Source organism: Ruegeria sp. (assembly GCF_965221235.1).
Taxonomy (GTDB): domain Bacteria; phylum Pseudomonadota; class Alphaproteobacteria; order Rhodobacterales; family Rhodobacteraceae; genus Ruegeria.
This window is the reverse complement of record NZ_CBDCRS010000004.1, coordinates 3,108,025-3,125,272: the sequence shown is the minus strand read 5'-3', so window position 1 is coordinate 3,125,272 and position 17,248 is coordinate 3,108,025. Positions and strand designations below refer to the sequence as shown.

Annotated in this window: 20 protein-coding genes and 1 tRNA gene; 11 read left to right on the top strand and 10 right to left on the bottom strand. The window is 59.8% G+C overall.

The genetic code is table 11. From position 1 onward, the window contains the following. Positions 1-16: 16 nt before the first annotated feature. Positions 17-772 (top strand): 3-hydroxyacyl-CoA dehydrogenase, encoded by a 756-nt coding sequence (locus tag ACOQOY_RS18905; protein ID WP_420586874.1) that lies wholly within the window; start codon positions 17-19, stop codon positions 770-772. Positions 773-839: 67 nt separating this feature from the next. Next, entirely contained in the window at positions 840-1,142 is a 303-nt protein-coding gene (locus ACOQOY_RS18900; protein WP_420586873.1) for a DapH/DapD/GlmU-related protein, read from the top strand. Here the strand turns inward: ACOQOY_RS18900 and ACOQOY_RS18895 are convergent. The 3 genes from ACOQOY_RS18895 to ACOQOY_RS18885 form a co-directional block, all read right to left on the bottom strand. Then, entirely contained in the window at positions 1,139-2,947 is a 1,809-nt protein-coding gene (locus tag ACOQOY_RS18895) for an ABC-F family ATP-binding cassette domain-containing protein (RefSeq protein WP_420586872.1), read from the bottom strand. The genes ACOQOY_RS18900 and ACOQOY_RS18895 overlap by 4 nt on opposite strands. A 67-nt stretch (positions 2,948-3,014) precedes the next feature. Further along, the gene (locus tag ACOQOY_RS18890; protein ID WP_420586871.1) at positions 3,015-3,749 is read right to left on the bottom strand and encodes a GNAT family N-acetyltransferase; all 735 of its coding nucleotides are present in this window, start codon (positions 3,747-3,749) and stop codon (positions 3,015-3,017) included. 101 nt (positions 3,750-3,850) lie between these two features. Then, positions 3,851-4,324: an outer membrane protein assembly factor BamE gene (locus ACOQOY_RS18885; RefSeq protein ID WP_420586870.1), complete on the bottom strand. Its 474-nt coding sequence runs from the start codon at positions 4,322-4,324 to the stop codon at positions 3,851-3,853. An 84-nt stretch (positions 4,325-4,408) separates the two neighbouring features. Here ACOQOY_RS18885 and ACOQOY_RS18880 point away from each other — a divergent pair, with 84 nt between their 5' ends. From ACOQOY_RS18880 to ACOQOY_RS18845, 8 genes are all read left to right on the top strand, one after another. Continuing rightward, entirely contained in the window at positions 4,409-4,945 is a 537-nt protein-coding gene (locus ACOQOY_RS18880; protein WP_420586869.1) for a YceD family protein, read from the top strand. A gap of 206 nt (positions 4,946-5,151) precedes the next feature. Next, on the top strand, positions 5,152-5,358 hold the full coding sequence (rpmF, locus tag ACOQOY_RS18875; protein WP_008756996.1) for a 50S ribosomal protein L32: 207 nt from the start codon (positions 5,152-5,154) through the stop codon (positions 5,356-5,358). 23 nt (positions 5,359-5,381) lie between these two features. Continuing rightward, positions 5,382-6,470: a phosphate acyltransferase PlsX gene (gene plsX / locus ACOQOY_RS18870; RefSeq protein WP_420586868.1), complete on the top strand. Its 1,089-nt coding sequence runs from the start codon at positions 5,382-5,384 to the stop codon at positions 6,468-6,470. Between the two features lie 21 nt (positions 6,471-6,491). Then, positions 6,492-7,463: a beta-ketoacyl-ACP synthase III gene (locus tag ACOQOY_RS18865; RefSeq protein ID WP_420586867.1), complete on the top strand. Its 972-nt coding sequence runs from the start codon at positions 6,492-6,494 to the stop codon at positions 7,461-7,463. A 97-nt stretch (positions 7,464-7,560) separates the two neighbouring features. Then, complete coding sequence (ihfA, locus tag ACOQOY_RS18860) at positions 7,561-7,863, top strand: integration host factor subunit alpha (RefSeq protein WP_008755922.1); 303 nt, start codon at positions 7,561-7,563, stop codon at positions 7,861-7,863. Between the two features lie 18 nt (positions 7,864-7,881). Further along, positions 7,882-8,481: a MerR family transcriptional regulator gene (locus ACOQOY_RS18855; RefSeq protein WP_420586866.1), complete on the top strand. Its 600-nt coding sequence runs from the start codon at positions 7,882-7,884 to the stop codon at positions 8,479-8,481. 62 nt (positions 8,482-8,543) lie between these two features. Beyond that, positions 8,544-8,620: transfer RNA gene (locus ACOQOY_RS18850), tRNA-Pro, on the top strand. A gap of 61 nt (positions 8,621-8,681) precedes the next feature. Then, positions 8,682-9,761 (top strand): 2'-deoxycytidine 5'-triphosphate deaminase, encoded by a 1,080-nt coding sequence (locus ACOQOY_RS18845; RefSeq protein WP_420586865.1) that lies wholly within the window; start codon positions 8,682-8,684, stop codon positions 9,759-9,761. On the opposite strand, the gene ACOQOY_RS18840 is transcribed toward ACOQOY_RS18845, so the two are convergent. The 6 genes from ACOQOY_RS18840 to argS all read right to left on the bottom strand — a co-directional run bounded on the left by ACOQOY_RS18840 (position 9,762) and on the right by argS (position 15,365). Continuing rightward, a complete protein-coding gene (locus ACOQOY_RS18840; protein ID WP_420586864.1) occupies positions 9,762-9,971 on the bottom strand; it encodes a hypothetical protein in 210 nt (69 codons plus the stop codon). Between the two features lie 64 nt (positions 9,972-10,035). Continuing rightward, positions 10,036-10,686: an SMC-Scp complex subunit ScpB gene (scpB, locus tag ACOQOY_RS18835; protein ID WP_420586863.1), complete on the bottom strand. Its 651-nt coding sequence runs from the start codon at positions 10,684-10,686 to the stop codon at positions 10,036-10,038. After that, positions 10,679-11,473, bottom strand: coding sequence for a segregation and condensation protein A (locus ACOQOY_RS18830; RefSeq protein ID WP_420586862.1), 795 nt, complete (start codon positions 11,471-11,473; stop codon positions 10,679-10,681). The genes scpB and ACOQOY_RS18830 overlap by 8 nt, the downstream gene beginning before the upstream one ends. Beyond that, positions 11,463-12,470 carry a beta-N-acetylhexosaminidase gene (nagZ, locus tag ACOQOY_RS18825; protein WP_420586861.1) on the bottom strand — a complete coding sequence of 336 codons (1,008 nt, stop codon included), beginning with the start codon at positions 12,468-12,470 and terminating at the stop codon, positions 11,463-11,465. The genes ACOQOY_RS18830 and nagZ overlap by 11 nt, the downstream gene beginning before the upstream one ends. After that, entirely contained in the window at positions 12,467-13,531 is a 1,065-nt protein-coding gene (locus ACOQOY_RS18820) for an SPOR domain-containing protein (protein ID WP_420586860.1), read from the bottom strand. Before ACOQOY_RS18820 ends, nagZ begins: the two co-directional genes overlap by 4 nt. A gap of 88 nt (positions 13,532-13,619) precedes the next feature. Next, positions 13,620-15,365 (bottom strand): arginine--tRNA ligase, encoded by a 1,746-nt coding sequence (gene argS / locus ACOQOY_RS18815; RefSeq protein WP_420586859.1) that lies wholly within the window; start codon positions 15,363-15,365, stop codon positions 13,620-13,622. A 130-nt stretch (positions 15,366-15,495) separates the two neighbouring features. On the opposite strand from argS, the gene ACOQOY_RS18810 reads away from it, so the two are divergent. After that, positions 15,496-16,050, top strand: a complete 555-nt coding sequence (locus tag ACOQOY_RS18810; RefSeq protein ID WP_420586858.1) for a hypothetical protein — start codon at positions 15,496-15,498, stop codon at positions 16,048-16,050. Here the strand turns inward: ACOQOY_RS18810 and ACOQOY_RS18805 are convergent, their stop codons facing one another. Further along, the gene (locus ACOQOY_RS18805; protein ID WP_420586857.1) at positions 16,051-17,193 is read right to left on the bottom strand and encodes a deoxyguanosinetriphosphate triphosphohydrolase; all 1,143 of its coding nucleotides are present in this window, start codon (positions 17,191-17,193) and stop codon (positions 16,051-16,053) included. It lies immediately after the preceding gene. Between the last annotated feature and the right edge of the window lie 55 nt (positions 17,194-17,248).

Below are 17,248 nucleotides of genomic sequence, written 5' to 3'. Positions count from 1 at the left end.
AGAGGGGCGAACCCACATGCAATTGTCCACCACAGCTGCCGTCGTAACCGGAGGCGCGTCAGGCCTTGGAGAAGCCACCGCTCGTCATTTCGCCGAACAGGGGGCTACCGTCACGATCCTTGACCGCGATGCAGAGCGTGGAGCACAGGTCGCTTCTGAGATCGGTGGGTATTTCGCGCAAACTGATGTCACCGACGAAGCCTCGGTTGCTGCGGCCATTGCGCTTGCGATGGAAAAGATGGGGCGGATCACAGCTACGGTGAATTGCGCCGGGATTGCTTATGGCATCAAAACGTTCGGCAAGGATGGCCCCCACCCGCTGGATGCGTTTCAGCGCACCATCGACATTAACCTCGTGGGTACCTTCAACGTCTCGCGGCTGGCCTCTGCCGCGATGATCAAGAACGAACCTGAACCGGACGGCGCGCGCGGCGTGATCATCAACACCGCCTCGATCGCTGCATTCGACGGGCAAAAGGGGCAAGCGGCCTATGCAGCGTCGAAGGGTGGCGTTGTGGGCATGACCCTGCCAATGGCGCGCGATTTGGCGTCTTCCGGGGTGCGGGTGATGACGATCGCTCCGGGCATCTTCATGACACCAATGCTGGCGGGCCTACCCGAAGAGGTGCAGCAGCAACTGGCCGCTGATGTCCCAAACCCTGCCCGTTTGGGCGATCCGCGCGAATTCGGGCGGCTTGCCGGGTTCATTGTGGAAATGGGTTATCTGAACGGAGAGGTTATCCGCATCGACGGCGCCCTGCGCATGCGCTAGGCCTGTCTTATGACCGAACGCGAGAAAATGGAGGCGGGGCAATGGTATTGCTGCCTGGACCCCGAACTTGACGCGCTGCGTGGTGCTGGACACGGCACCCGTTCGGATCGGAGACGGTACGATGTTCGGCCCGCATGTGCAGATCTATTGCGCCCAGCATGCCAAAGACCCGGCTGACCGCGCCCGAGGTCTTGAGATCGGATTGCCTGTGACCATTGGCCAGAATGTCTGGATCGGCGGAGGGGCCATCCTGATGCCCGGCATCACCATCGGCGACAACGCGATCATCGGCGCGGGCAGCGTCGTGACCAAGGACGTCGCGACCGACCAGACGGTGGTCGGTAACCCGGCCCGGCCAATAAACGCTTAAGCGCCCTCAGCCTTTTCTTCCAGCAACAGCCACTCCTCTTCGGCAGCGGCCAGCTTTTCTTGCCGCTCAACCAGCGCTTCGGTCGCTTTCTGGAATTTGACAGGCTCACGGGTGAACAACTCAGGATCGGACATGAGTTCCTCCAGCTTGCCGATCTCTGCTTCGAGACGAGATATTTCAGCAGGCAGTTTCTCAAGCCGGTGCTTTTCCGAGAAGGAAAGCCCTGATTTAGGCTGGCTTTCCTGCTTTACCTTTGGCTTAGAGGGCTTTGATTTTTCGATCTTCTTCTCAGCCACATCACCGCGCTGAGCGATGTAATCCGACCACCCGCCCGCGTAGACGGTCGCCCGGCCATTGCCCTCCATCGCGATGGTCGTCGTGGCGACGCGATCCAAAAAGTCTCGGTCGTGGCTGACCAGAAGAACAGTGCCATCGTAATCGTCCAACAACTCCTGCAACAAATCCAGCGTTTCCACATCCAGATCGTTGGTCGGTTCGTCGAGCACCAGCAGGTTCGAGGATTTCGCCATCAGCTTGGCCAGCAGCAGCCGCGCTTTCTCGCCACCTGACAAAGACTTAACCGCCGCTCTTGCCTGCCGCTCGTCGAACAGAAACTCCTTGAGGTAACCGACCACATGTTTCGGCTGCCCGCCGACCATCACCTGATCGGCCTTGCCCGAAACCCGCATCTCGGGGTCGCCGGTCAAACTGTCCCACAGGCTCATCTCTGGGTCCAGCTGCGCGCGGGTCTGGTCGAACACGGCAATCTCAAGATTGGTGCCCAAACTCACCGAGCCGTCATCCGGCTGCTCTTGCCCTAAAAGCATCTTGAGCAGCGTCGTCTTGCCCACGCCGTTGGGTCCAACAAAGGCCACGCGGTCGCCGCGCTGCACCAGCAGATCAAAGTTACGCACGATCTGTTGCGCATCAAATGACTTGGACAAGCCTTTGGCCTCAATGACTTTTCGCCCGGATTTTGGTCCAGCCTCAAGCGTCATCGCCGCTGAACCCTGCCGCTTGATCTGTGCCGCTTTCTCGGCCCGCAACGCCTGCAATGCCCGCACCCGGCCCTGATTACGTTTGCGCCGCGCGCTGATGCCCTCAACAGCCCATTTCGCCTCGGACTTGATAAGACGGCTCAACTTGTGGCGTTGCTGGTCCTCTTCTTCCCAGATCTTGTCGCGCCAGGCCTCGAAGGCATCGAACCCCTGTTCCTGCCGCCGCACCGCACCGCGATCAATCCACAGAGTCGCCCGCGTCAAAGCCCGCAGAAACGCACGGTCGTGCGAGATCAGTACATACGCAGCCCGCGTAGACCCCAACTCTCGCTCCAGCCAGGCAATGGCCTCGATATCCAAATGGTTGGTCGGCTCATCCAGCAACATCAGGTCTGGTGCTTCGGCCATCAGCTTCGCCAAAGCCGCCCGCCGCCGTTCCCCGCCCGAGGCCGTTTCGACCGCGCGCGCCGGATCGAATTTCAGCCCCTCTCCCGCACGCTCAACCTTATACAGCTCGCCCGGCTCCAACCCGCTTGAGGCATAGTCGCCCAGCGTGGCAAACCCCGCCATCGTCGGATCCTGTTCCATATATCCAACAGACTTGCCCGGAGGCACCACGATGTCGCCCTGATCTGGCTCGGCCAGACCCGCCATCACTTTCATAAGTGTGGATTTACCTGAACCGTTCCGCCCGACCAGAGCCACCCGATCCCCGGGTTGAACCACCAGATCAAGCTCGGAAAACACCGGATCGCCCCCGAAGGTCAGGGAAATGCCGGCCATCTGCAACAAAGGAATTCTCGCCATGCCCGCCAGCTAAACCGGCTGGGCTGGCGCGTCAACGCCCCTGCTTCTTCTCGTCAAAAATACGGAATCACCCGGCCACCGCCCGCAGCAGACGTTTCCGCGCCGGGGGAATCGCTCCGATTTCCAGCCCGGTAAATACATGCAGCGTGTTCATATGCCGATCCACCACCGCATGATCACTGACCCAGCCCCCCATCATCAGATAGGTCCGCAACAGGGGCGGCATCCGCAGCATCGCCTTTTTCGCATCCGGTCTGCGGCGCAAACGGGATGCAAACCGGAACACATCCGGTGCCTTTACCCGCGGCAACCATCGCTTTGGCGCAAGATGACGATGTTTGAGTATCGCAAAGGCGTCCAGATAGTCGTCGGTTTCGGTCCCCGCAAAGGACGAACAACCGAACAACATCTCAATCCCGTTCTGGTCGATATACGCTGTCATTGCCCCCCACGCGACCCGCAGGATGTCCGGGTCTTTCCAGTCCGGATGGATGCAAAACCGCCCCATCTCAACCATGCGTCCGTCAAAGCCTTCCAACGCCGACAGATCATAATACTGAGCCGAGTAACTGCGGCCGATCTCAGTGCCATCCCGCATGGTCAGCATGCGGAAACAGCACACCAGCCGATGCCCCGCCTGAGTATCCTCAACCAGAATATGGGCGCAGACCGGATCGAACGCGTCCTGATCTGTTTGACCAGTCCCGAAGGCCAAGGTCCGGAGCTTCTGCGCATCTGCCACATCCCGTGGCGATTGCGCCAGACGGGCGCGATACCGACCCTTGCAAAGCAAAACTGCCATGGTCGCATCCTCCGCGGTTGCTGACCTGTTCACACTTGCGGTGTCCCTACCACAGTATGTGTGACTGTCATGTGACCATGGCAAGGCGTGGCGTCGGATTGTTACGACTGGCCCGGAATATTGGCCGGGTTGAAGTTGCCGATATTGCCAAGCAGTTGCCGCAGCAGGCCCTGGCCTTGGATTGTCGACTCGGTCACGCGGCGATCCAGCGTCACAACAATGCCGTCCTCAAGCCCAAAACGCTCGATATTGCGGACCACTCCACGATCATCGAAACTGATCGCCACCAACTCGCGCGAGACGACCTCGGGTCGCTTGGGTCCATAATGACGAATGCGCGAGCGGACGTAATAAAAGCCCGAATCCCGCACCACGCCGGATGAGCTGGGCGCACCCACCGCCTCGATCACGCTGTCGCGGGTATCGACGCCGACCTTAATCTCAGCCAGTTCCTCAGCCGGAGGGATATATCCGTGATTCCTGAAAATCGGAGTGCACCCGGCAACCGCTGCCAGACAGGCTGCAAAGACAAGCGTTTTAGCCGCCGGTTTCAACCTGTTCACACACTTCAACATTTACACCCTCTTGCCTTGGCCCCGTGCGGACCCTATCCGATTACAGAAACCGACGCCCCGGTTCAACACAGGAAAGGGTCACGAATGAGCAAACAAACGTCGCTGCGGGTGGCCGACCTGCCCCAGAACGCACCAACACCTTTTGAACTGCGCCCCGATAACAAGGGGCTTGAGGCCATAAGGGACGAGCTGGGCCTGCTGGGGCTGCGCAAGCTCAGCTTTGTGGGTGACGTAAAGGCACAGGGCAAACGCGACTGGGTGCTGACGGGCAAACTTGGGGCCACGGTGATTCAGCCTTGTGTGGTTTCGCTGGAACCGGTGACCACTCGGATCGACACTCCGGTGATGCGAGTCTTTGTAGCCGACTGGGAGGACCCGGATGAACCCGAGTTTGAAATTCCCGAAGGAGATGAGACCGAACCGCTGGGCCCCGAGATCGACCCGGCACTAGTCATGGTCGAAGCTCTGTCGCTGTCCCTGCCCCAATATCCGCGCAAAGACGGTGCCGAATTGGATCAGAGCGATTTCACCGAGCCGGGCAAACAGGCCATGACAGATGAGGACGTCAAACCTTTTGCCGGTCTGGCCGGCCTGCGTGATGCACTGAAAAAAGACGAGTGACATAGGTCTGTTTTCCTGTCATAGCACGCCCTCAGAAAAATCGCTTGAACATGTCGAGAATCGCAGTATTTTCGCGCGCTCATCGGAATTTGGGTTGGACAACGTGGGGCTCGTGCCCTAAACGCGCGTCAAACCACGAGAAAAACGAAGAATGAAACCCGGTCGGCGGCGAATCTGCTGACCCTCAGTAGACAAAGGTTGAGACCATGGCCGTCCAACAGAACAAAGTTTCCAAGTCGCGTCGCAACAACCGTCGCGCACACGACGCTCTGGTTGCTGCAAACCCGAACGAATGCCCCAACTGCGGTGAGCTCAAGCGCCCGCACCACGTCTGCGCGTCCTGCGGCCACTACGATGACCGTGAAGTCGTCGCACAGGCCGACGAAATCGACCTGGACGAAGACGCGGCCTAAGCCTCTAAAAGCGCAGGCAAGGCATGACGGAACAGCCCACGCAGGCCGGACGGATTACCATCTCGGTTGACGCTATGGGCGGAGACTCGGGACCCGCCGCTGTGGTGGCGGGGATCGCCAAATCGGCGGACAAGAACCCCGAGATCGCATTCATCCTGCACGGGCCTGAGCAAACGCTGCGCAAACTTGTCGCCAAACGGCGTGTCCTTCAGGGGCGCGTCGTTTTTCGTGATTGCCCCGACGTGGTCACGATGGAGGACAAGCCCAGTCAGGTTGTCCGCAGCGGCAAGCAGACCTCGATGTGGTCGACGCTGGAATCAGTGCGGCAGGGCGAGGCTCATGGTGCTGTGTCCTGCGGCAATACCGGCGCGCTGATGGCGCTGTCGATGATGCGGCTGCGAAAATTGCCGGGTGTGAACCGCCCGGCTATTGCGATTCTGTGGCCATCGCGCAACCCACAGGGGTTCAACGTGATGCTGGATGTAGGCGCGGATGTACGGGCCGACGCCAAGGATCTGCTGCAATACGCGCTGATGGGCGCCTCTTACGCGCGCAACGGAATGGCACTGGAACGTCCGCGGATCGGCTTGCTGAATGTCGGCACCGAAGAACACAAAGGCCGCGCCGAGCTAAAAGAAGCGCACGCGATGATCTCGGACTTCGCAGATCAGGCGAACTTTGAGTTTGTCGGTTTCGTTGAAGGCAGTGATATCCCTGGCGACAAGGCGGATGTCATTGTTACCGATGGATTTACCGGCAACGTAGCGATCAAAACGGGTGAAGGCACAGCCAGCCTGATTGGCGATCTGCTGCGCGAAGCGTTCAAATATTCCCCCCTCTCTCGTCTGGCATCCGTGCTGGCGATCACATCGTTGCAGCGCCTGCGTAAACGTATCGACCCGCGCCGTGTGAATGGCGGGGTGTTTCTTGGCCTCAACGGAACTGTGGTCAAATCCCACGGTGGCGCGGATGCCACCGGAGTCTCAGCGGCAGTCAAGCTGGCCTTTACCCTGGCCCAGTCTGGTTTCGCCGAAAAATTGGCGGCACGGGTTGCATCAACAGCCGAGCTTGCACAAGATGCCGCGCACGTACCGCCAAAGGCGGGCGAATAACAATAAAGGCAGTACCCCCAAATGGCAGGCCGTTCAGTTGTTGTAGGTGTCGGACATTATTTGCCAGAGCGCATCGTTCCGAATTCCGAGTTTGAAAAGACGCTCGATACGTCGGATGAGTGGATCAGAACCCGTTCAGGCATCGAACGCCGCCACTTTGCCGCCGATGATGAAACCACCTCGGATCTGGCCACCAAGGCGGCTGAGGCTGCGCTGGCAGATGCTGGGCTGACCGCCGATGACATCGACGCCATCGTTCTTGCGACATCAACCGCCGATCTGACCTTTCCGTCTGCGGCGACTATGGTTCAGGCGCGGCTGGGGATGACCAAAGGATTCGCCTTTGACGTTCAGGCCGTCTGCGCAGGGTTCGTCTTTGCCCTCAGCAATGCCAACGCGCTGATCGTATCCGGTCAGGCCAAGCGTGTACTGGTGATCGGGGCCGAGACCTTCTCGCGAATCATGGACTGGACCGACCGCTCCACCTGCGTTCTGTTCGGCGACGGTGCCGGTGCGCTGGTGCTGGAACTGCAAGAGGGCGAAGGCACCGCCCAGGATCGCGGTATTCTTGCGACCGATCTGAATTCGGATGGTCGTTACAAGGATCTGCTCTATGTGGATGGCGGCGTGTCGACCCAATCGACCGGTCACCTGCGGATGCAAGGGAATCAGGTCTTCCGCCATGCCGTTGAAAAGCTTGCGAAAACAGCCAACACCGCTTTGGGCAGCGTTGGCCTCAGCAGCGCAGACGTCGACTGGATCGTGCCGCATCAGGCAAATATCCGTATTATTCAAGGCACTGCCAAGAAAATGGGCCTGCCGATGGAGAATGTCGTGGTGACTGTTCAGGACCATGGCAACACCTCTGCCGCGTCGATTCCGCTTGCTCTGTCCGTCGGCAAAGAGCGCGGTCAGATCAAGCAGGGCGACCTTCTGGTCACCGAAGCCATTGGCGGCGGTCTTGCCTGGGGTGCGGTTGTCCTGCGCTGGTAACCGGCGCAAAACGGCTTACACACCGACTTGCAATTCATTGATATTGACAGTGAATTTCCCCCCGCCATATTCTATGGCATCAACAGGGGGAATTGGCATGGGCGATAAAACACTGACCCGAATGGATCTGAGCGAGGCGGTCTTTCGCGAGGTAGGCCTGTCACGCAACGAAAGCGCGCAACTGGTCGAAAGCGTTCTGAACCATATGTCTGACGCGCTGGTACGCGGGGAACAGGTGAAGATTTCGTCTTTTGGCACGTTCAGCGTTCGGGACAAGACCGCCCGTATTGGCCGGAACCCTAAAACCGGCGAAGAAGTTCCGATTCAACCCCGTCGCGTTCTGACCTTCCGCCCGTCGCACCTGATGAAGGATCGCGTCGCCGCAGGGAACCGTAAGTAAGATCAGGACGGCACGGTCATGAGCAAGTCTCCCGACGCCTTTCGCACCATCAGTGAAGTTGCGGACTGGCTGGGCGTTCAAGCTCATGTGCTGCGATTCTGGGAAAGCCGTTTCAGTCAGGTCAAACCGGTCAAGCGTGCCGGCGGTCGGCGCTATTACCGGCCCAATGACATGCGCTTGTTGGGCGGCATCAAGAAGCTGCTGCACGAGGATGGGATCACCATCAAAGGCGTGCAACGTATCCTGCGCGAACAGGGTGTGAACCACGTGGCCGCTTTGTCTCAGGGGCTGGATGAAGTGGCACAGCCTGAGGACACGGTGAACGACAGCGTCGTTGTCCCCTTCGCGTCCAAGCCAGCACCGGCGAGCGAGCAGATCAATCTTGATCTGGGCGAGTCGGCACCTGCTTCGACACCGGTGCCTCCCGCCGAACCTGCGGCAGCAAAATCTGCGGAACCTGTGCCTGAATATCTGGACGAAGCCCCCCTACTGGGTGGAATCGCCACGCAAGCCTGGAACCGCACCGAATTTGACGACCAGTTGCTAAAGCAGATTGCACCAGTGGCAAAGGACCTGCGCGCTGTATTGAACCGCATTGAAAACCGAACGGCGGGATAAGAAAAAAAGGCGATGATTTCCTCTTGCCCCTGCCGGGAAAGTCTTTATGAACACCTCAACGTCGGGCTATGGCGCAGCCTGGTAGCGCGTCCGTCTGGGGGACGGAAGGTCGCAGGTTCGAGTCCTGCTAGCCCGACCAAATCACACCGACGTTTATGGCAGACAGGCCAGATCCCGCTCTGGCATCAGGGGGGATCGGAATGACAGGTGTATGCCCAAACCAACAGATCGAAGGCATGATTGCGCGCGGTGAGATCACCGCAAGCCCCGAGGTCATCCCCGCTCAGGTGCAACCAGCCAGTCTGGATTTACGTCTGGGAACAGTAGCTTACCGTGTGCGCGCCTCGTTTCTGGCAGGCGAAGGGCGTTCGGTTTCAGATCGCCTGACCGAGTTCGAGATGCACCGTATCGACATTTCGGACGGCGCGGTGCTGGAAAAGGGCTGCGTCTATCTTGTGCCACTGATGGAGTCGCTGGCCCTGCCCGAGGGCGTGACCGCTGTGGCCAACGCCAAAAGCTCGACCGGGCGGCTGGATCTGCTGACCCGTACGATCACCGATGGCGGCACCGAATTCGACCGCGTTCCTGCAGGCTATACCGGGCCTCTCTACGCCGAGATTTGCCCGCGCTCCTTCTCGGTTCTGGTGCGTCCCGGGATGCGGCTGAACCAGATTCGTTTTCGTCAGGGTCAAGCCGTGCTTAGCGATACGGAACTGACCGCACTACACAACGAGTCCCCGCTGGTCGACGGTCCCGCGGTGATTCAGGATGGCTTGGGGTTCTCGGTCGATCTGCAACTGCCTGACACCGATCTCGTGGGCTATCGCGCCAAGCCGCATACCGGCGTGATCGACCTCGACCGCATCGGCGAATACGACCCGCAGGAATACTGGGAGGAAGTGCGCACCAGTGACGGCCGCATCATCCTCGACCCCGGCGCGTTCTATATTCTGGTCAGCCGCGAGGCCGTCCACATCCCGCCGATGTACGCCGCCGAAATGGCCCCGTATCTGGCGATGGTCGGTGAGTTCCGCGTTCACTACGCGGGCTTCTTTGACCCCGGTTTCGGCCATGCCGCCGCTGGCGGAGCCGGATCGCGCGGCGTGCTGGAAGTACGCTGCCACGAGGCCCCCTTCGTGCTGGAGCACGGACAGGTCGTCGGGCGTTTGGTCTATGAAAAGATGTCCGAGATGCCCACGCAGCTATACGGCGCTGGCATCGCATCGAATTATCAGGGACAGGGATTGAAACTGTCCAAACATTTCAAGGCTGTAAGCTGATCAGAATTTGGTGAACCGGCGCATCTGGCGGGTGATCCGCTGCGCCTGTTTCAGGTTCTGCGACGGGCGCGGCCCATTCTTTGTGCGGTTGGGTTCATCCGACTGGCCACCCATGCGACCTGCCATATCAAAACCCTTGTCCACGCCTTTATTGATAAGGCGACGCATCACCTGACGCACGATCATGTCGATGATCCGATTGGCGTTCATTGCTCAACTCCGTTTCCTGAGCCTCAACATAGGTGATCTTTGCGACAACAAAAGGGCCGCGTGATCACTCTTCCTCGAACAGTTCTGTCTGATCTTCGTCTTCTTCGTCTTCGCGCCCCTCGCCCAATGGGATTGTACCCGGAGGCGGCCTGTTTTCCAGTAGGCCCGCGGCCCGCAATTCTTTCAGTCCTGGCAGGTCGCGGGCGTTCTCCAGCCCGAAATGATCCAGGAATTGCGGCGTGACCACGAAGGTCACCGGACGGCCCGGTGTCATACGACGACGGCCCAGCCTGATCCACTCCATCTCAAGCAACTGGTCAATGGTTCCGCGCGACACCGAAACGCCGCGGATTTCTTCAATCTCAGCCCGCGTACAAGGCTGGTGATAGGCGACAATCGCCAGTGTCTCGATCGCCGCACGGCTGAGTTTTCGGGTCTCAACCGTTTCCTTCTGCATAAGAAACCCCAGATCAGGGGCAGTGCGAATAGCCCAGGCATCGCCAACCGGCACCACGCGCACACCGCGCCCTTCATAGCGTTTCTGAAGCATTTCAACCGCTTGCGCCGCGTCGCTGCCATGGGGCATGCGCGCCTCAAGATCGGCAATCGTCACCGGTTCGGCGCTGGCGAACAGCACGGCCTCGACCATGCGTTCCTGCTCGGCCAGAGGGGGCGCTTCGAACAGGGTGCCGGTCTCTTCGGGGGCGTCAGTCACGTGTGTCAGTCCTCTTGCGCAGATGGATCGGGGCAAAGGTCTCGCTCTGCTTGATCTCCATATGTCCTTCTTTCACCAGTTCCAGCGAAGCCGCAAAGGTCGCCGCCGTGGCCGACCTGCGACGCACCGGATCAGCGTCCCAACCTTGGGGTAGATAGGTCTCCATATCGGTCCAAGTCCCCGCGAACCCGATTAAAGGACGCATACGTTCCAGCGCCTGCTCCATGGTGAAAACGGCGTCGCGGTCCATGACAAAGGGGCGGAACTCATCGCGGGTGCGGATGCGGGCATAGCCCTGCATCAGGTCCAGCAAAGTGGCAGAGTAGGTCACGGTGCGGATGCGGGTAATATCCTCGCCCTGTCCGCGTTTGAAAAAGTCACGCCCAAGTTGGTCGCGCGCCATCAGACGGGCGGCAGCGTCGCGCATGGCCTGCAAGCGCTCCAGCTGGAACGCCAGGTGTGCTGCCAGTTCCTCACCCGAGGGGCCATCGTCATCCGGGTCCGGTGGTAGCAGCAGGCGGGATTTCAGATAGGCGAGCCAAGCGGCCATCACCAGATAGTCCGCCGCTAGCTCAATCCGCAGCGCTCGGGCCTTTTCGACAAAAGCCAGGTATTGCTGTGCCAAAGCCAGAACCGAGATTTTCCGCAGATCAACCTTTTGCGTCCGCGACAGGGTCAGCAACACATCGAGCGGGCCTTCGAATCCGTCGACATCAACGATCAGCGCCTCGGCAGCCAGCCGATCGGCGACCGAGACCGGGTCTTCGCTGAAAAGGTTATCGTTCATATACCTGCCCGCCCATTAGGGCAGATAGTTCCGCCTCGGCGGCTGGGATGTCAAGTTCCGCTGGTTTTTGACGCATCGCCAACGCCTTTTCCGCGCGTTTTTGCGCCTGGGCGGTCATCTCTCCGGCCACTTCCAACACTTTGGCGCGCGCCTCAAATGAACCGTTGCAATGTAAAACCACATCGCAGCCGGCGGTCAGCGCTTGTTTGGCGATCTCTTCGGGCGCGCCGCTGAGGGCTTTCATTGAGATATCGTCGGTCAAGATCAGCCCGTCAAAACCGATCTTGTCGCGGATCAGGCTGATCATCGTAGGTGAAATCGTCGCCGGTTGCGGGTCGATCCGGTCATAGACCAAATGGGCCGTCATCCCCATCGGCAAGTCGTTCAACGCCTGGAACGGCGCAAAATCGGCTTGTTCAAGCGCGTCCTGCGTCAGATCCACATGCGGCAGGTCATGATGGCTGTCCATCGTAGACAGGCCATGGCCCGGCATATGTTTGATGACCGGCAAAACGCCCCCGTCCAGATGCCCTTTGGCGACCGCCCTTCCAATCTTAGAAACCGCTTGAGGGTCAGACCCATAGCAGCGGTTCTTGAGAAAGGCATGGGTGTTTTCGCGCGCCAGATCGACCATAGGGGCGCAGTTGCTGTCGATACCCAGCTCAAAGAGCTCGTTTGCGATCAGGCGATAGCGCAAATACATCGCGCGCTCTGCCTGCTCCCCTGCTTGCGTGGCATGGTCCAAGGGCGGCAGCCATTCGCGCGCCAGAGGGGCACGGAGGCGTTGTACCCGGCCGCCTTCCTGATCAACGGTGATCGGGCAATTGCGGCCCACAGCCTCGCGGAAATCATCGCAGAGGGCGCGGACCTGATCGGCATTGTCGATGTTACGGGCAAACAAAATGAACCCGAATGGGTTCATTTCGCGAAACAGTCTCTTTTCCTCGGACGTCAGGCGCAGGCCCTCGGCGTCGGTGATCGCCGCGCCGAAACTCACCGGGCGGCTACCGGGATGCAATCCGCACCCTGCGCCTGTAGCGCGGCACAGAACTGGCGCGAGTCGCTCAGATCGTCAAAACCCAGAACACGCAGACGGTAAAAGGTACGTCCCCCGCTTGAGGTTTTCTGGATAACGCGCTGTTTTCCATCCATATATTCACCGAAACGTCCGCTCAGGCGGCTCCACTCTGCGCGCGCCACGTCCGAGCTTTCATAAGCGCCCAGCTGCGCCATGCGAGCACCCTTGGACAGCGTGTTGGGATCAACATCCAAGCCAACAGCCGCTTTGACCGCGGCATTGATGGCATCTTCGGTGCTGCTGTTCGGCGTGATCCGGCTGGCCGTCGCGCGCGCAGGGCGCGTGATCGGGCGCAAAGAGCGACGAACCCCCGGCAGAGCAGCCAGTTCCGGGTCTGGCAGTTGTGCGGCCAGATCAGCGGGGTCAATCGCGGGCTCTTCTTCGGGCGTTGCCAGAGCAGCCAGTTGCACGCCCTGCTCTTCCGGTTGGTCAATCTGTGCCGCCTCGCCTGCCAGTTCAGCGACCAAAGCGTCAACCGAACCCTGACGCAACTGCGCGGCTTCCTGATTGGTAATTTCTTCCTCGACCACATGCACGGCGGGGGTTGCACGCAGCGTTTCGACTGGCGTGTCTTCGTCGGTCAGAGACACCGGACGTGGTGCAAGGATCAGACGGTCCGCCGGAGGGGCCGCAGTTCCGACCGCAGCCACAGCGTTCACGGCCAGTCCCTGATGATCCGCTGGCGTTCCACCGGGATTTTCCGGCTGAATGCGCATCGGCCCTTCAATGGCCCGCACAACTGGCACGCCGCTGACATCGCGCATCACCAGCTTGTAGCCCCAGACACCAATCCCGGCGACCAGCGCCAGCGAGGCCACTGCCCCCATGGCATTGACGATACGGCCCAGCCCCGCGGTGCGCTGAGGCTGCTCATACCCGTGCATGTCGTCGGAATAATCATACCCATCCTGAGGATGCGGTTGATTCGTGTAATGCATCTGCTCGGGACGCATTTGTCCCGCGTAATCGTTACGTGCCATGTCCGCCTCACCGCCCGGTACGCGCCTGAAAATAAGGCGCGCGGGTCATTTCTTGCCTACCTCGAACCGGCGCGTCGGGCGGAGTTTATTACCGCATCTCCTGCGCCGGAGTAACGCCAAGAATACCCAAGCCCGCTGAAATCACAACAGAAACAGCCCGGGCCAGAGCGATTTTCGACTGGCTTGTGGCAACATCGCCATCCTGGATGAACCGCAGCTGGGTTTCATCATTGCCCTTGTTCCACAGCGCGTGGAAGTCACCCGCGAGTTCGTAGAGGTAGAAAGCAACGCGATGTGGCTCGTTGGTGCGCGCAGCGATTTCCACCAGACGCGGCCATTCCGCCAACTTTTTGGCAACGGTCAGTTCCGAGGCGTGGTCGTTCTTGCTGAGGTCAGCACGGGTAAGCGTCGCATCATCAGCGGCAATCCCGGCCTCAGCAGCACGACGCAGAACGCTCATGACGCGGGCATGGGCGTATTGCACATAGAACACGGGGTTTTCGCGACTTTGTTCCAGCACCTTGTCGAAATCGAAGTCTAGCGGCGCGTCGTTCTTGCGGGTCAGCATCACGAAACGGGTCACATCCGGGCCAACCTGATCGACAACATCGCGCAGGGTGACAAAGTTTCCGGCCCGCTTGGACATCTTGAACGGCTCGCCATTCTTCCACAGCTTCACCAGTTGGGTCAGCTTGATGTCCAGTGGCACTTTGCCATCGGACAGAGCCGACACAGCCGCCTTCATCCGTTTGACATAGCCGCCATGGTCCGCGCCGAACACGTCGATCAGCGCATCAAAGCCACGGCTGACCTTGTCATAGTGATAGGCGATATCCGGGGCGAAATAGGTCCACGACCCGTCCGATTTCTTGACCGGACGGTCCACATCATCGCCATGCTCGGTCGATTTGAACAGAGTCTGCTCACGCGGTTCCCAATCCTCGGGCTTCTTGCCCTTGGGCGGCTCCAGCACGCCTTCATAGATCAGCCCTTTGTCGGTCAGCGACGCCAGCGCCGCCTCGATCCGGCCTGTGCCGTAGAGCGATTTCTCTGAGAAGAACACATCCATCTCAACACCCAGCGCCTTCAAGTCGGCGCGGATCAGGTCCATCATCGCGTCGGTCGAAAACTCCCGCAGGTCCTCAAGCCATTCACTTTCCGGCTTGTCGATCAGGCTGTCGCCATATTTCTCTTTCAGAGCCTCGCCGATCGGGATCAGATAGTCACCCGGATACAGCCCCTCGGCAATCTCGGGGCTGAGGCCATTGGCCTCGCGATAGCGCTCATAGGCCGAACGCGCCAGCACATCCACCTGCGCGCCGCCATCGTTGATGTAATACTCGCGGGTCACGTCATGGCCGGAATAGGCCAGCAGACTTGCCAGTGCATCGCCGAACACCGCGCCCCGCGTATGCCCCACATGCAGCGGGCCGGTGGGGTTGGCCGAGACATATTCCACGTTGACCTTCTGCCCCTGCCCCATGGTCGAGCGGCCATAGTCGGTGCCCTTCTCCAACACCGCCGCCAGCACGCCCTGCCAGACATTGGGCGCAAGACGCAGGTTCAGGAACCCCGGCCCCGCAACCTCGGCACTTGTGATCCGGTCATCCGCCGCCAGTTTCCCGGCCAGCACATCCGCAATGTCACGAGGCTTCATCTTGGCGGGTTTGGCCAGCACCATCGCCGCGTTGGTCGCCATATCGCCATGCGCCGCATCACGCGGAGGTTCAACCGCCACGTTGTCAAAGCTCAACCCCTCGGGCAGAGCGCCTTCGGACTGCATCTGCGCCAGCGCGTCCAGTACCAGGCCGCGGATCTCGGAAAACAGGTTCATTTCGGATGTCCTTTTGCTTGCCGCGGGGTTTATCACGCAAGGCGGCAAGGTCAATGGAAGCGCGCAGTTTACGCTTGGTTTAACGCCAAAGCCCGCTAGTGTCGGCATAAATCAACGAACCGGAGACCAGATGATGCGCCTTGCCCTGCCCCTTTCCCTGCTACTGACCACCGCCTTGCCGGTCTGGGCAGAGATGCCCGCGCCGCAGGGCCACGTGCTGTTGACGCTGGGCGGCGCTGTGTCCGAGACCAACCTACCCGCACGTGGAGAGAACGACGGCGGTCTGCTGGGCTACCTTGAGGTCCAGCACGACGGCGCGGCTGGGTTTGATGCGACGACGCTGGACAACCTTACGCAGGTTGAAATCACTATTGCCTATGGACCCGAAGGCAATCAGCGCAACATCACCTTTTCCGGCCCGCGCCTATCCGAGGTGATGACCTTGGCCGGAGCTGAAGGGAAAACAGCCCTACCGATGGCGATGGACGGCTATCAGGCTGAAATCCCGTGGGACAGCATCGCCGCGCATCAACCCATCGTCGCGACCCATGCCGATGGGAACCCGATGGGAATCGGCGGCTATGGCCCAACGATGATCGTCTTTCCACCCACCGACGACGCCGATCTGGCACAGGAACAAGCCGGCCAGCAGGTCTGGGCACTGGCTTATATCGGCATCGAGTGATCAGCGTCCTGTCAGCCGCGCATGATCCTGCAATGCAAACCGGTCGGTCATACCCGCAATGTAATCCGACACGATCCGGGCCAAGGCGATTTCATCCGATGCCGCCTCGATCTCGGCATGCCAACGGGCGGGCATCTGTTTGGGGTCGTTAAGGTACAGAGGGAATAGTTCTTCTACGACCCTGCTGACCTCAGCCCGCACTTTCATGACACTCGGTGCGCGATACATCCGGGAAAACAGAAAGCTTCTGATTTCCTTGAGCTGCACCCAAAGACCGTCCGAGAACTGGATCACCGGGTAGCCCAGATGCCGAATGTCCTCGACCGTCTGCGCTCCTGAATTGGCGATCAGGTCGCGCGACGTGTCGATAACGTCCGAAACCATGACACCAAACACCCGCCGCAGCGCTTCGTGGCGGCGGCGATACGGATCGAGCGCCGGAAATTTGCGATCCACCTCGGCATAACAGTCACCAACAATCGGCAGGCTCTGAATTTCATCATCCGTGAACAGGCCCGCGCGCAACCCATCCAGCAAATCGTGGTTGTTATAGGCTATGTCGTCGGACAACGCCGCCACCTGCGCCTCGGCGCTGGCATGGGTGTGCAACTCCAGATCGAACCCGCCATTACATTCTGCCAAGGCCCAAGGCAGCTCACCCACAACCGGCCCGTTATGTTTGGCGATCCCTTCCAGACATTCCCATGTCAGATTGCAGCCATCGAACTCAGCATAGTGGCGTTCGAGCTTGGTGACGATCCGAATGGCCTGCGCGTTGTGATCAAACCCGCCATAGGGTGCCATGAGTGCGTGCAGAGCGTCTTCTCCGGTATGACCAAACGGCGTATGCCCAAGATCATGCGCCAATGCGACAGCTTCGGTCAGTTCCGGGTTCAGACGCAATGCACCGGCAATCGTGCGCGCCACCTGCGCCACCTCAATGGAATGTGTCAGACGCGTGCGATAACTGTCGCCTTCATGCTCTACAAACACCTGCGTCTTGTGTTTGAGCCGTCGAAAGGCACTGGCATGAATGATCCTGTCGCGATCACGCTGAAAGCATGACCGGAAACTGCTTTCTTCCTCTGGCACAAGCCGCCCCCGTGCGCGGCCTGGGTCTGAGGCAAAACCCGCTATTGTCAAAGGTCTTGTCCTTGTCGCCTGTCGTTAGGTTTCATATATTGTACCGTGCTTAGGA

What these genes read in the sequence shown, in the direction of transcription:
- plsX (WP_420586868.1), top strand. Translation starts at nt 5,382, where the DNA reads ATGACGGAACAGCCCACGCAGGCCGGACGGATTACCATCTCGGTTGAC.
- ihfA (WP_008755922.1), top strand. Translation starts at nt 7,561, where the DNA reads ATGGGCGATAAAACACTGACCCGAATGGATCTGAGCGAGGCGGTCTTT.
- argS (WP_420586859.1), bottom strand. Translation starts at nt 15,365, where the DNA reads ATGAACCTGTTTTCCGAGATCCGCGGCCTGGTACTGGACGCGCTGGCG.
- ACOQOY_RS18905 (WP_420586874.1), top strand. Translation starts at nt 17, where the DNA reads ATGCAATTGTCCACCACAGCTGCCGTCGTAACCGGAGGCGCGTCAGGC.
- ACOQOY_RS18840 (WP_420586864.1), bottom strand. Translation starts at nt 9,971, where the DNA reads ATGAACGCCAATCGGATCATCGACATGATCGTGCGTCAGGTGATGCGT.
- rpmF (WP_008756996.1), top strand. Translation starts at nt 5,152, where the DNA reads ATGGCCGTCCAACAGAACAAAGTTTCCAAGTCGCGTCGCAACAACCGT.
- ACOQOY_RS18890 (WP_420586871.1), bottom strand. Translation starts at nt 3,749, where the DNA reads ATGGCAGTTTTGCTTTGCAAGGGTCGGTATCGCGCCCGTCTGGCGCAA.
- ACOQOY_RS18830 (WP_420586862.1), bottom strand. Translation starts at nt 11,473, where the DNA reads ATGAACGATAACCTTTTCAGCGAAGACCCGGTCTCGGTCGCCGATCGG.
- ACOQOY_RS18845 (WP_420586865.1), top strand. Translation starts at nt 8,682, where the DNA reads ATGACAGGTGTATGCCCAAACCAACAGATCGAAGGCATGATTGCGCGC.
- ACOQOY_RS18855 (WP_420586866.1), top strand. Translation starts at nt 7,882, where the DNA reads ATGAGCAAGTCTCCCGACGCCTTTCGCACCATCAGTGAAGTTGCGGAC.
- ACOQOY_RS18820 (WP_420586860.1), bottom strand. Translation starts at nt 13,531, where the DNA reads ATGGCACGTAACGATTACGCGGGACAAATGCGTCCCGAGCAGATGCAT.
- ACOQOY_RS18810 (WP_420586858.1), top strand. Translation starts at nt 15,496, where the DNA reads ATGATGCGCCTTGCCCTGCCCCTTTCCCTGCTACTGACCACCGCCTTG.
- ACOQOY_RS18895 (WP_420586872.1), bottom strand. Translation starts at nt 2,947, where the DNA reads ATGGCGAGAATTCCTTTGTTGCAGATGGCCGGCATTTCCCTGACCTTC.
- ACOQOY_RS18885 (WP_420586870.1), bottom strand. Translation starts at nt 4,324, where the DNA reads ATGTTGAAGTGTGTGAACAGGTTGAAACCGGCGGCTAAAACGCTTGTC.
- ACOQOY_RS18880 (WP_420586869.1), top strand. Translation starts at nt 4,409, where the DNA reads ATGAGCAAACAAACGTCGCTGCGGGTGGCCGACCTGCCCCAGAACGCA.
- ACOQOY_RS18865 (WP_420586867.1), top strand. Translation starts at nt 6,492, where the DNA reads ATGGCAGGCCGTTCAGTTGTTGTAGGTGTCGGACATTATTTGCCAGAG.